The sequence below is a fragment of the Streptomyces chengmaiensis genome, assembly GCF_029846775.1.
Lineage (GTDB): Bacteria > Actinomycetota > Actinomycetes > Streptomycetales > Streptomycetaceae > Streptomyces > Streptomyces chengmaiensis.
The window spans coordinates 18,137-31,480 of the sequence record NZ_JARWBG010000066.1; the positions used below are offsets into that span (position 1 = coordinate 18,137).

The window sequence follows — 13,344 nt, forward strand, 5'->3', positions numbered from 1 at the left end:
GCATGGGGGCGTGCGTGACGGGCGTCCGTGCTCGGCTGCCGCACGGTCGCTGATCGAGCCTGCAGGTTACGCACGTCGGAATCTCGACTTGGTTACGGCGAAATCCGGCCACCGGGTGGCGGAAGAGGCTGCCGTCGGACCCCCAAACCCCTGGTGCCACAAGGGAGAACGCGGTCCACGGCCGGAGGGTCGCGGTCCGTATCGGCCCCGCTCAACGGTTGATCCCGTTACGAAGACGTTGTCATGACCAGGGCTTACGGCGGATTCGATCCTTTAGCGTGTAGGCCGCTCGGACACCTCGGGCTCCTCCAGGGGTGTGGTGTGTCCGCGTCCCTGCAACTGGCCGGTTCCCGCTCCTCGCGGGTGACCGGCCGTGTGGTTTGGAGGAGTTCCGTGGCCAGCCGCTCTCGTTTCCGTAGGCTCCTGGGGACCAGGCCCCGCAGATCGGCATGGCCGGTCCGCGCGGCCGGCGTCACCTCGGGCAGCGTGCTGCTGGCGCTCTGCGCGACGCTGCTGCCGCCGCCCGCGCTGACGGCCCAGGCCCAGGCCGCGCCGCCGTGGGCGGACACGGACGCTCCCGAGCAGCGCACGGGCACCGCGGACGGCCGCGCGCACCAGGTCGACGCCGACCGCACCGACGCCAACGGCGGCAACACGGCAGACGCCGCCGGCCTCAAGGCCGCAGACCAGGCGCTGCCGCTGCAGGAGGGCGGACCGGCCTTCACCCCGGTCGAGCCCGAGCCGAAGCCGGTGACGCTCAAGAAGGCCGGGGGCGGCGCCGCGGACCGCCCCGCCACCGGCTTCGACGCCGAGCGGAGCGTCGAGGAGCGCGGCAAGCGGACCGCCTCCACCAAGGAGTTCCGCAACCCCGACGGAACGAACACCACCCGCATCTACACCGAGCCGGTGCACTACCGGGACGCCTCCGGCGACTGGCAGGAGATCGACACCGCCCTCGTCCCCGCCAAGGACGCCCGGGCCAAGGGCGCAGCCGCCGAGGACGCCCCGGCCGCCAAGGCCCCCGCGAAGAACGCACCCGCCGAGAGCGCCCCGGTCGCCGACGACCGCCTCGTGGTCGTCGGCGACGACGCCGGTCCGACCCTCGCCGCCCGCGGCGACAACCCCGTCCTCGCCTCCCTGGAGCTGGGCGACGAGGGCCACAGCGTCGGCTTCGGCCTCGAAGGCGCCGCCCGCTCCGCCGCCAAGGTGCAGGACGACACCGCCCGCTACGACGACATCCGCCGCGACGCCGATGTCACCCTCCAGGCCGAGCACGGGGCGATCAAGGAGACGATCGTCCTCAACTCGCCGGCCGCGCCCCGGGAGTGGACCTTCCCGCTCAGCCTGGACGGCCTCACCCCGGAGCTCGACGACCACGGCGCGGTCCTGCTGCGCGACGGCAAGGGCGCGGTGCGGGCCGTCGTCCCCACGGGCTGGATGGAGGACTCCTCCCACAACCCCGAGACCGGCGGCCCCGCGCTGTCCGGCGGTGTGGACTACCGCCTGGAGAAGAGCAAGGGCCGGTGGCTGCTCAGGGTGGTGCTGGACGACGCGTGGCTGGACGCCCCGGAGCGCGTCTACCCCGTGAAGGTCGACCCCAGCGTCAACTCGATCGACACCTACGGCGACTCCTTCGTCCAGGACGACTGGCCCGACAGCAACTTCTCCGGTGACGACGAACTCAAGATCGGCAGCTATGACGCGGGCGGCAGCCGCGCCATCAGCTATATGAACTTCAGCAATGTCAGCAGCCAGTTGAAGAATCGTTACATCCTCAATGCCGACCTCGGCCTGTTCAACCACTGGTCGTCCAGCTGCACCGCGCAGAAGATGACGGTCCACCAGGTCACCGGCTCCTGGAGCTCCACCACCGTCACCTGGAACAACCGCCCGCCGAGCTACAACAACCAGATCGCCTCGGACACCTTCTCGTACGGCGAGAACTGCGGCGGCGCCAAGTGGCGCACCATCGACCTCGGCAAGAACGGCGTCGACCTGGTCCAGGGCTGGGTCGAGGGCACCATCGCCAACCACGGCCTCGCCATCTGGGCGGACTTCACCACCAGCGGCCCGTGGAAGCGCTTCGGCAGCGCCAACTCCGCCAACAAGCCGTATATGTCGATCACCCACAGCGCGTACGGCGCGCGCTACACGGTCGGCAGCCAGACCCAGCCGCTCACCGGCCACCAGGGCGGCGAGGTCACCGTCACAGTCAAGAACCTGGGCGACCTCACCTGGGAGCCCCTCGGCTGGAACGAGGTGCGCCTCGGCACGCGCGTACGCGACAACAGCACCGGCGCCCTGCTGAAGCCCGTTGCCTTCACCCGCCTCAACGAACGGCTCACACCCGGCGACAGCGCCACGCTGAACGCCCGGATACCCCGCCTCGACCCCGGCACATACAAGATCAATTTTGATGTGCAGCGGCTGCGGGACCAGAAGTGGTTCTCCAGCGAGAGCGTGCCCGTCGCCACGGTCACCGTCACCTCCACCGACGTCGGCCCCCGCATCACCGACATCCACCCGCGCCCCGGCGGACAGGTCGGCAGCCTGACCCCCGCCCTGTTCATGGCCGCCGAATCCCTCGACAACTGGCCCGCGGGCGCCGACCTCGACTACTGGTTCGAGGTGTGCGAGGGCACCATCGCCGCGCCCGTCGACTGCGTCCAGTCCAACTGGGTCGAGCACCGCACCTGGACCGTGCCCGCCGCCAAGCTGGCCTGGGGCGAGCAGTACGTATGGCGGGTCAAGGCCCGCGAGGACGGCGTCGAGGGCCCCCTCAGCCCGTACTACACCTTCACCACCGCGGTCGAGCAGCCCGCCATCACCTCCAAGCTCGGCGGACAGGGCCTGGACGGGGCCGGCCGCGAGGTCGACCCGGGCATCGGCAACTACACCACCGTCGACACCGACGCACAGGTCGCCACCGTCGGCCCCGGCCTGACCGTGACCCGCACCTACAACAGCCGCGACCCGCGCTCCGACAACGCCTTCGGCGCCGGCTGGAGCACCCGCTACGACATGCGGGCCGAGCCGGACGACGACGGCACGGGCAATGTGGTCGTCACCCACCCGGACGGCCGCCAGGTGCGGTTCGGCAAGAACCCGGACGGCAGCTACGCACCCCCGTACGGCAGCTTCGCCACCCTCACCGCGGTCAGCGGCGGCGGCTGGCGGCTGACCGACAAGAACCAGACCGACTACGTCTTCGACGACGGCGGCCGGCTGACCGAGGTCACCGACTTCCGCGGCCGCACCCAGACGCTGACGTACAACGCGAGCGGCGAACTCACCACGGTCACCGCCACCGGCGGCCGGGCACTCCAGCTGGCCTGGTCCGGCGGACACGTCAGCACCGTCACCACGGACGCCCCGGACGCCACGGCCTCCCCGCTCACCTGGACGTACTCCTACATCGGAGACCGGCTGACCGAGGTCTGCGGACCCGAGGACACCGCGCCCGCCTGCACCCGGTACACCTACGGCGACGGCTCGCACCACCGCACCGTCGTCCGCGACGCCGGGCCGTTCTCCTACTGGCGGCTCGGCGAGCAGCCCGGAGCCGGCACGGCCGTCAGCGACCTGCTGCTCGACAGCGAGGACCACGTCGGCGTCTACCGCGACGTCCAGCTCGGCGCGGCGGGCGCGCTGGCCGGCAGCCCCGACACCGCGGCGACCTTCAACGGCACCTCGTCCTATGTGCAGCTGCCGGACCAGCTGGTCACCGACAACCCGTATCTGACCGTCGAGCTGTGGTTCCGCACCACCGGCAGCGGCGTGCTGTTCAGCTACCAGAAGCACACCCTGGAAGAGGCCACCGCCCTCAAGTACACCCCCGCGCTGTACGTGGGCACGGACGGCAAGCTGCGCGGCGAGTTCTGGAACGGCAGCGCCGCGCCCGTCACCACCGCCCAGCCCGTCAACGACGGCGCCTGGCACCATGCGGCCCTGACCGCCGCGGGCAACACCCAGACCCTGTATCTGGACGGCGCTCCGGTCGGCACGGCGAGCGGCGACATCACCCAGTACGACCAGCACTTCGTCTACCTCGGCGCCGGCTACTGGAACAACTGGCCCGCGACGAGCGGCAGCATCGGCCACTTCACCGGAGACATGGACGAAGCGGCCGTCCACGCCCGCCCGCTCGGCGCGCGCACCATCGCCGAGCACCACGCCTCCGGGTCCACCGCCCAGCAGCTGACCAAGGTGACGCTGCCCAGCGGCCGCGTCCACTCCGCGGTGCAGTACGACACCGTGCGCGACCGGGTGTCCTCGTACACGGACGCCGACGGCGGCGCGTACCAGCTCTCCGAGCACAAGCTGACCGGCACCGAGGACCTGCCCGGCACCGACGGCCAGGGCGCCGTCGCCGGCCAGCCCACCACCACGGTGACCGTCACCGACCCGGACGAGCGGACGTCGAGCTATGTCTACGACCCGCTCCAGGGCAACCGGCTGATCGCCCAGACCGATGTGTCCGGCAACACCGCGGCGTTCGGCTACGACACCGGCGGATTCCTGGCGACGACCACCGGGCCCGACGGCACGGTCACCCGCCTCGGCCACGACGAGCGCGGCAACAAGATCTCGCAGACGACGTGCCGCGACGCCGCGGACACGGGCACCTGCCACACCTCGTACTCCTCCTACTACCTGAACACCGCGGACCCGCTCGACCCGCGCAACGACCAGCTGACGGCCCGCCGTGACGCCCGCTCCGCGAGCGCGACGGACGACACGTACAAGACGGGCTACGGCTACAACGCCTACGGGGACCGGATCTCCACCACCACCCCGGCCACCCCCGACTTCCCCACCGGCCGCACGGTCACCCACACCTTCACCGACGGCACCGAGGCCGCGGTCGGCGGCGGCACGGTCCCGGCCGGCCTGCTGGCGGTCACCACCGACGCCCTCGGCCGGGTGACCCAACGCGACTACACCGCGGCCGGCGACCTCGCGAAGGTCACCGACCCGGCGGGCGTCGTCACCGAGTACAGCTATGACGCCATCGGCCGGGAGACCGCCGTCAAGGTCATCTCGGACGCGCATCCGACGGGCGTGACCACGACCACGGTGTACGACGGCGAGTCCCGCCCGGTCACGGTCACCGCTCCGGCCGTCGCCAACCAGGTCACCGGCGCCTCGCACCAGGCGAAGACGACGTACACATACAACGCGGACGGCAACGTGCTCACGGAGTCCGTCGCCGACGCGACGGGCGGCGACAGCACACGCACCACGCAGCGCACGTACGACACCTACGGCCGGGTCGCGGCCCTCACCGACGCCGAGGGCCGGGTCGAGAGCTACACGTACGACGCTTACGGGCGTCAGGCGAGCCGCACCCTGCCCGGTGAACACACCTACCGCTACACGTACACGGCCCTCGGCCACCTCGCCACGACCACCCTGGCGGACTACACCGGTGATCCGAACAACCCGTCCACGGCCCAGGACGTGGTGCTGGACTCCTACGCGTATGACCCGGCGGGCCGCCTCGCCGAGCACACCGACGCCATGGGCCGCACCACGCGGTACACCTACTTCGACGACGGCCTCCAGGCCCAGCAGATCCTCGCCGGCTTCCACGACCCGGACGGCACCACGCGCGACCTGGTGCTGAGCGACCGCACTTACGACGCCGCGGGCAACCTCGTCGGCGAGACCGCCGGCGGCGGCAAGGTCACCACGGCCTACGAGATCGACGCGGCTGGCCGCACCACGGCCAAGGTCCTCGACCCGAACGTACTGGCACGCCGCGTCGCCTACACGTACGACGCCGCAGGAGCGGTGCTCTCCGAGACGCACAGTGGCGCGGGCGGCACCCGCACGGAGAACGTCACTCACCAGCGTGACGTCACCGGGGCGATCACCCGCACGACGATCGAGAACGGCGCCGACGACATCGTCATGAGCCGCGTGGTCGACGACCGCGGCCTGACGGTCTCCGAGACCTCGCCACGCGGCAACGTCTCGGGCGCCGACCCGGCCGCGTACACAACCGACTACACCTACGACGCCCTCGGCCGCCTGGTCGAGACCCGCGCAGCGCCGGTGACGGTGGAGACGCGGCAGTCCGCGGCGGCCACCGCCCGCCCGACCACGGCCATCGGCTACAACACCTTCGGTCAGGTGACCGACGCGCGTGGCCCGAACGGCGAGGTGGTGCACACGGCCTTCGACGGCCTGGGCCGTGAGGTCAGCACCACGCTGCCGGACTACACCCCGCCGGGCGCCTCGACCCCGCTGACGCCCACGATCACCCGCACATACGACACCGCGGGCAATCTGGCGAGCGAGACGGACGCGCTGGGCAGGACGACCTCCTACAGCTACGACCAGCTCGGCCACCTCGCCAAGGTCACGCAGCCGGCCCCGACGGCCACGGACCCCGCCCCGGTCTCCACCTACACCTACGACCTGCTGGGTGAGCGGCTGTCGACCACCGACCCGACCGGCGCACGCACCGAGGCCACATACGACGACCTCGGCCGCCCCGTCACGTCGACCGTGATCGAACGCAGCCCGGCGCCGGGCGCGTTCACCACGACGCTGACATACGACGACGCCGGCAACCTGCTGTCGACGACGACCCCGACAGGCCTGAACACGTCCCGGGCGTACAACGCGGCGGGCCAGCCCACCACGGTCACGGACACGGCGGGCGCCCAGACCGTCTACACCTACGGTCCGACCGGCCTGGCGACGTCCATGACGAACCCGCAGGGCCGCACGACCCGCACGACCTACGACCCGGCGGGCCGGGTGACGACGGTCACGGACGAGGACGCCGCGGGCACGGTCCTGCGCACCCGCGGCTCCACGTACGACGCGGACGGCAACCCGGTGGAGTCCACGAACGAGCTGGGCCACACGGTCACGCAGACGTTCGACGCGCTGGGCCGCCTGACAGAGCTGGTCGAGCCCGTCGACGCCACGACGTCCGTCACCACCACGTACGGCTACGACGCTGCGGGCAACCGCACGCGCCTGACAGACGGCCGCGCCAACACCACCTGGTACGACTTCACCAGCCACGGCCTGTTGGAGTCGGTGGTGGAACCGTCCACCACGGCCCACCCGGACTCGGCGGACCGCACGTGGACCAGCGTCTACGACGCGGTCGGTCAGCCAGTGCAGGAACTCCGGCCGGGAGGCGTGTCCGTGCAGCGCACGTTTGACGCGCTGGGCCGCCTCACCCAGGTCACGGGCACAGGCGCCGAGGCGACCACGACGCCGGACGCCTTCGGCTACGACGCCGCGGGCCGCCTCACCTCGGCGAGCGCCCCGGGCGGCACGAACACCTACGGCTATGACGACCGCGGCAACCTGCTGTCGGCGAACGGCCCCTCCGGCACCGCGAGCTTCTCGTACGACGAGGAGGGCAGGCTGACCGGCCGCACGGACGCGGCAGGCCAGGCCAGCTTTGGCTACGACACGGCGGGTCGCCTGAAGACGGCGGCGGACCCGCTGACCCAGGCGACGCACACGTACGGCTACGACGCGGCCTCCCGTCTCACATCGATCGCGTACGGCGGCACGGGTGCGACGCGCTCGCTGGCCTACGACGTCCTGGACCGTCCCACCGCCGACACCCTGAAGGCGCCGGGCGGCACGACGACGGCGTCGGTGACATACGCCTACGACGCCGCCTCCCGCCTGACCAGCAGGACGACGACGGGCACGGCGGACGCGGGCACCCAGTCCTACGGCTACGACCGGTCCGGCCGTCTGACCAGCTGGACGGCGGCCGACGGCACGGCCACGGCGTACACGTGGGACGCGGCGGGCAACCGCACCAGCGCGGGCGGCGTAACGGCGACGTACGACGAGCGCAACCGCCTGCTGTCCGCCGGGGACGTCACATACACGTACTCGGCACGCGGCACCCGCACCGGCAGCACCGACGCGAGCGGCACCCACACGGCGGCGTTCGACGCCCACGGCCGCATGGTGTCGAGCGAGGGCACGGCGTACGAGTACGACGCCCTCGGCCGGCTGGTGAAGCAGGGCGCCGACACCTTCGCCTACGCGGACCAGTCGAACAACCTGGTCTCCGGCGGCGGTCGGCTGGTGGTCCGCGGCCTGTCCGGTGAGGCCCTGTCCTCGGCGAACGCGGACGGCACGGGCGCGTCGGCGGTCCTGTCGGACGTACACGGCGATGTGACGGGCATGTTCGACCCGAGCACGGGCACGCTGGGCGGCTCCACGGGCTACTCCCCGTTCGGCAAGGTCACCGGGCAGACGGGCGCCACCGGGACGCTGGGCTACCAGGGCGAGTACACCGACCCGGCCACGGGCCAGGTCAACATGCACGCCCGCTGGTACGACCCGGAGACCGGCGGCTTCTCCTCACGCGACTCGTGGACCCTGGACCCGGTCCCGTCCATCCAGGCCAACCGCTACACGTACGGCAACGGCAGCCCGCTGCTGAACACGGACCCGAGCGGGCACTTCATCCCCTTGGTCGCCATCGGCGCCTGGACGCTCGGGGAGATGCTGTTCGCCACGGCCGCGGCCACGACCGTGACCGTGGGAGTCGGCGCCACCGCTGTGTACGTGGACAAGAACTGGGACGACTGGACGAGCTCCTCGTCTTCCGCCTCCGCCACGAGCTCCTACGCCGGCGGCTACACGAACACGGGCAGCGTCGCGGACGCCATCGCCGCTCAGGCGGCCGCCCAGGCAGCCGCGGCAGCCGCAGCCGCAGCCGCAGCCGCGGCAGCGGTGGACACCACGCCGCGAGGCGGCGGAACGAAGACCAGAGACCGCGGCCGCGACACCGGCTACGGGAACCCCTGGCCTCCCCGTGGCCCGCTGCCCCCGAGGGGACCGAAGATCCCCAAGAAGCCGAAGACTCCTCCGCCGCCGCCCTGGGCGGCGATCCTCAAGGGCATCCTCAGTCAGTTCCACGAGCGCCCGACGGACACCGGGGCCAGCACGGACACGGAGCACGACGAGTTCGTCGAGGACGCCTACGAGAAGGCGCAGAAGCACCTGGATCTCACCCCCGAGCAGCTGCGCGGCTACTTCAAGATGCATCCCGAAGGCGGCGGCGAGCTTGACCCGAGCGACGCGCCTGCACCGTCGCCGAGCGCCTCCCCCAGCGGCGACAACGACTCCAACTGGGATCCCTGTTCCCGCCCGAAGAGCGAGAGATTCTATTACGAGCCCTTGGTGAACGGTCGGTCGCAGGGAGCGATCGCATTGATCTGCCCGAAGGACGTGAAGCCCGCAGGAAGCGACAAGGACAAATTGAACGGGGTGGATGTGCTGGGTATGCCCTCCCCTGCGGACAATCTCATCAGAAGGGGCGTCACGCATTTCCACAAGACGCACATCGTGGGTGACAAAATGGGCGGGGACCCTGTCGCCGAGAACCTCTTCGCCGGCCGCAGCCGCATGAACCTCGGTGGCATGAAGAGCTGTGAGACCAGGATGCTCAAGCAGCTGGCAGCGGGTAACCCGGTACTCTACTCAGGCCAGCTGTCCTATGCCGATCCGTCGGACGAACGGCCGGACGGAATTCAGATGACGGCATTCACCAGCAAGGGGTTGCTGTTCAACAAGCGGGTGGATAACAGCACCGCGGCTCAGCGGACCTGCCACGGTATGAAGTGAGGAAGGAGACTGAGTGGCCGCAGCGGCCACTCAGTCTCCTTCCTCGTACACGGTGACGTCGGCGTCGATACGGGACAGCCCCCATGGCTCGATGGTGCCGCTCGCGAGTTCGGCGAGGAACTGGACGGCGCCGCCCGCGTAGTGCCACCACTCGCCGCCGCGTGTGGCGACGGTGACCGGCCAGTCGTCGGGCGTGCTGCCGGCCGTGATCCACAGGAACAGGTCGCCCTCCACGGAGGAGGTCCAAGGAAGCAGGCCTCCGGGGGCCGGGTGCGGCTGCAGGCCGATGGACATGTCGTCCTCATACCAGTCATGGACGATTTCCAGCGCCTCGGTCGTGCCGTCAAGCTCCAGTTCGCTGCCCGGGCTGGGCAGGCCCACACCCAGATACTCGTGGCTGAGTGCGAAGGAGGGGTAGTACTCGGCCAGCCGCTTGTAGTCAGTGGGGAGTCCCGTGCCCAGCCTGCCCTCGACGAGAGTCCAGTCGATGGGAGCGGGCTGTGGTCGACGGTGCGCAGCCAGATCGGGGAGTACCTGTTCCAGAAGCCGTAGTGCCTCTTCAGGGTCGGTGATCCGGCGCTCAGGTGTCTGGGTGCCGATGAGGTCGTCGTGCATGGCGCTTAGTCTGGCAGAGAGAAGGAAACCAGCCACAGGAGTCGCGGACGATCACTTCATCGCCTATCGAGCGTGATCACGCCCTTGGCCGTTCACTGGAATACTGGGCATGCCGATCCGGGTCGGTGGCCCGTCGTGCTCAGCGCCACAGCGACGACTGGTCGAGGTCGGGGAGAGCCTCACGGGGTACCAGGCCGATCTGGTGCGTGGGGCGATCTCTCCGGACGGGCTTCCGACCAGCTTTCCCGGCCACACGCCGAAGATGGGATCGGATGACCCCGATCGCTGGACGATCGCCGGGCGTCCCGGCCGCGGCGACGACTTCGCGTACTTCGACGGTGGCTTCGCCGCGTTCCTGCACACCTATGTATGGGACACGGTCGAGATGCATTTCCTCTCCGAAGCGGAAGAGGACGTGCCGATCCCCTTCGAGCCCGACGGTGGCGAGTGGCTCGGGGAGCCGGCCGAGCGGCTTGAGGCGTACGGCCGCTTCGAGACGGAGCAGTAGCCCCACCGTCGGCGCCCCGGCAGAGTGGCGCACCTGCGGCGCCCTCTGACCCGCGTACCGCTTGGCGGACGGAAGCACCGACGCGTCGCCCCCGGTGCGAGGATGTTCCTGCACGGAACATCCCCACCGGCGAGGTGACCCGCATGACCCAGACAGTCGCAGTCCTCGGCACCGGAAAGATCGGCGAGGCGCTCCTCAGCGGCATGATCCGCGCCGGCTGGCCGCCCGCCCACCTCCTGGTCACCACCCGCCGTCCCGATCGCGCCGAAGAGCTCCGCGCCACGTACGGCGTCGAGCCCGTGACCAACGCGGACGCCGCCAAGCGCGCCGACACCCTCATTCTCGCCGTCAAGCCGCAGGACATGGGCAAGCTCCTCGACGAACTCGCCCACCACGTCACCCGCGACCGCCTCGTCATCAGCGCCGCCGCGGGCATCACCACCGCGTTCATCGAGGAGCGCCTCGCCCCCGACACTCCCGTGGTCCGCGTCATGCCGAACACCCCCGTCCTCGTCGACCAGGGAATGTCCGTGATCTCCGCAGGCAGTCACGCGACGGCCGACCACCTCGCCCATGCCGAGGAGATCTTCGGCGGCGTAGGCAAGACCCTCCGCGTCCCCGAGTCCCAGCAGGACGCGGCCACCGCGCTCTCCGGCTCCGGACCCGCCTACTTCTACTTCCTTGTCGAGGCCATGACCGACGCCGGCATCCTCCTGGGCCTGCCCCGCGCCCAGGCCCACGATCTGATCGTGCAGGCCGCCATCGGCGCGGCGGTGATGCTCCGAGACAGCGGCGAGCACCCGGTCAAGCTGCGCGAGGCGGTCACCTCCCCCGCGGGCACCACCATCAGCGCCATCCGCGAACTGGAGAACCACGGCGTACGAGCGGCCCTGATCGCCGCCCTCGAAGCCGCCCGCGACCGCAGCCGCGAACTGGCCTCCGGCAACGGCTGACGAGCTCCCGGGGGCCTGCCGCCGACAGCGCCGACAGGCCCCCGGTTCGACGGGACCCGATCGACGGGACCTCGGTCGCCCTTTCACACGGCGGGCATCAGCCCGATCGCCCGAAAGGCCGCGTCGACCCGCGGCCGGGCCAGACCCCTGGCCCGCTCGGCACCCAGCCGCAGCACGGCGTCGACCCCCGCCGGATCGGCGGCCAGCTCCGCGTGCCGCTCCCGCACCGGCCTCAGCAAATCCACCACCGCCTCGGCCGTGTCCTTCTTGAGCGCTCCGTACGAGTCGTAGGCGCCGGCCAGCTCATCCGGCTTCCCGCCCTCGCACGCGGCCAGGATCTCCAGCAGATTCGCCAACCCGGGCTTGTGCTCCCGGTCGTACTCGACCTCCCGCCCGCTGTCGGTGACCGCCCGCATGATCTTCTTCCGCACGGTGTCGGCGTCATCGAGCAGATGGACGATGCCCGCCCCCGGCTCATGGGACTTCCCCATCTTCGAGGCCGGATCCTGCAGATCCATGACGCGGGCGGCGACCGGCGGATGCGTCGCCCGGGGCACCGTGAACGTATGCCCGTAGCGCTGGTTGAACCGCACCGCCAGATCCCGGGTCAGCTCCACATGCTGGGTCTGGTCCTCGCCCACCGGAACCTCATCGGCCCCGTAGGCGAGGATGTCCGCGGCCATCAGCACCGGATAGGTCAGCAGCGACAGCCGCACACTCTGCCCGGCCGCCCGCGCCTGTCCGCCCTTCTCCCTGTACTGGATCATGCGCCGCAGCTCACCGTCCGCAGCCGTGCACTCCAGGAGGTAGGAAAGCCGCGTGTGCTCGTCCACATGGCTCTGTACGAACACGGTGCACCGCTGAGGATCCAGCCCGGCCGCCAGCATCAGCGTCGCCGCCTGCCGGCTCAGCCGCCGCACCCGGGCCGGGTCGTGCTCCACGGTCAGCGCATGCAGATCCACCACGCTGAACAGCGCCTCCGCCCGATGCTGATCGACCTCGACCCACCGCCGGAGCGCACCGAGGTAGTTGCCCAGCGTCAGATGCCCCGTGGGCTTGAGCCCGCTGAAGATCCGCGTCATCGCGTTGTCTCTCCGTCTTCCACTCGGGACCGCCGCTGCCGGCGACGGTCCCGGATCCCGGAGGGAGATACGCGAACGGCCGCCGAGACGGCGGCCGTTGAATACACGCACATGTACGGCCGCCGTCAGGCGGCCCACCACTGAAGGAGGCACATGCGCGTCGTCATACGAGCGAGGGTACGCCCTCCCCTGCCCGGGTTGACAGTCGATTCCGCCGCCCGTAGTGTTCTCCGAGTTGTCCGACGCGAGCACCGACCCCAGGTCGGCCCCGGACAGCCATTCCGCAAGACCCACTTCAGCAAGCGAAGGCTCCGGCCGCCGTCTGCTGTCTTTCTGTGTGCTCTTGCGAAATGAGGAATCCGCGTTCGAAGGAACGTGGCCTCGATTGGCGTCGAGGCCCCGGAATCCACTAAAGTCTCGCTCGTCGGAACGGCCCGCAACGGCCGGAAAGGCAACTCCCGCTGACTGGGAATCAGGCCCGAAAGGATCTGGTAGAGTCGGAGCCGCCGGAAAGGGGAAAGCGCGAAAGCGCCGGAACCGGAAGGCGAACCCCTTCCGACGG

The 13,344-nt window shown here is 70.5% G+C and carries 5 protein-coding genes; 3 read left to right on the forward strand and 2 right to left on the reverse strand.

Annotated features, from left to right (window positions below; genetic code table 11):
- Positions 1–393: 393 nt before the first annotated feature.
- A complete protein-coding gene (locus tag QCN29_RS32635; RefSeq protein WP_279932681.1) occupies positions 394–9,624 on the forward strand; it encodes a DNRLRE domain-containing protein in 9,231 nt (3,076 codons plus the stop codon).
- Positions 9,625–9,654: 30 nt separating this feature from the next.
- On the opposite strand, the gene QCN29_RS32640 is transcribed toward QCN29_RS32635, so the two are convergent.
- Positions 9,655–10,239, reverse strand: a complete 585-nt coding sequence (locus tag QCN29_RS32640) for an SMI1/KNR4 family protein (RefSeq protein ID WP_279932683.1) — start codon at positions 10,237–10,239, stop codon at positions 9,655–9,657.
- Between the two features lie 109 nt (positions 10,240–10,348).
- On the opposite strand from QCN29_RS32640, the gene QCN29_RS32645 reads away from it, so the two are divergent.
- Both QCN29_RS32645 and proC read left to right on the forward strand, forming a co-directional pair.
- Positions 10,349–10,747: a hypothetical protein gene (locus tag QCN29_RS32645; RefSeq protein WP_279932684.1), complete on the forward strand. Its 399-nt coding sequence runs from the start codon at positions 10,349–10,351 to the stop codon at positions 10,745–10,747.
- 143 nt (positions 10,748–10,890) lie between these two features.
- Entirely contained in the window at positions 10,891–11,700 is an 810-nt protein-coding gene (gene proC / locus QCN29_RS32650) for a pyrroline-5-carboxylate reductase (protein WP_240140163.1), read from the forward strand.
- A gap of 83 nt (positions 11,701–11,783) precedes the next feature.
- Here the strand turns inward: proC and trpS are convergent, their stop codons facing one another.
- Entirely contained in the window at positions 11,784–12,782 is a 999-nt protein-coding gene (gene trpS, locus QCN29_RS32655; RefSeq protein ID WP_279932686.1) for a tryptophan--tRNA ligase, read from the reverse strand.
- Positions 12,783–13,344 lie beyond the last annotated feature (562 nt).

What these genes read in the sequence shown, in the direction of transcription:
- QCN29_RS32640 (WP_279932683.1), bottom strand. Translation starts at nt 10,239, where the DNA reads ATGCACGACGACCTCATCGGCACCCAGACACCTGAGCGCCGGATCACC.
- QCN29_RS32645 (WP_279932684.1), top strand. Translation starts at nt 10,349, where the DNA reads ATGCCGATCCGGGTCGGTGGCCCGTCGTGCTCAGCGCCACAGCGACGA.
- proC (WP_240140163.1), top strand. Translation starts at nt 10,891, where the DNA reads ATGACCCAGACAGTCGCAGTCCTCGGCACCGGAAAGATCGGCGAGGCG.
- trpS (WP_279932686.1), bottom strand. Translation starts at nt 12,782, where the DNA reads ATGACGCGGATCTTCAGCGGGCTCAAGCCCACGGGGCATCTGACGCTG.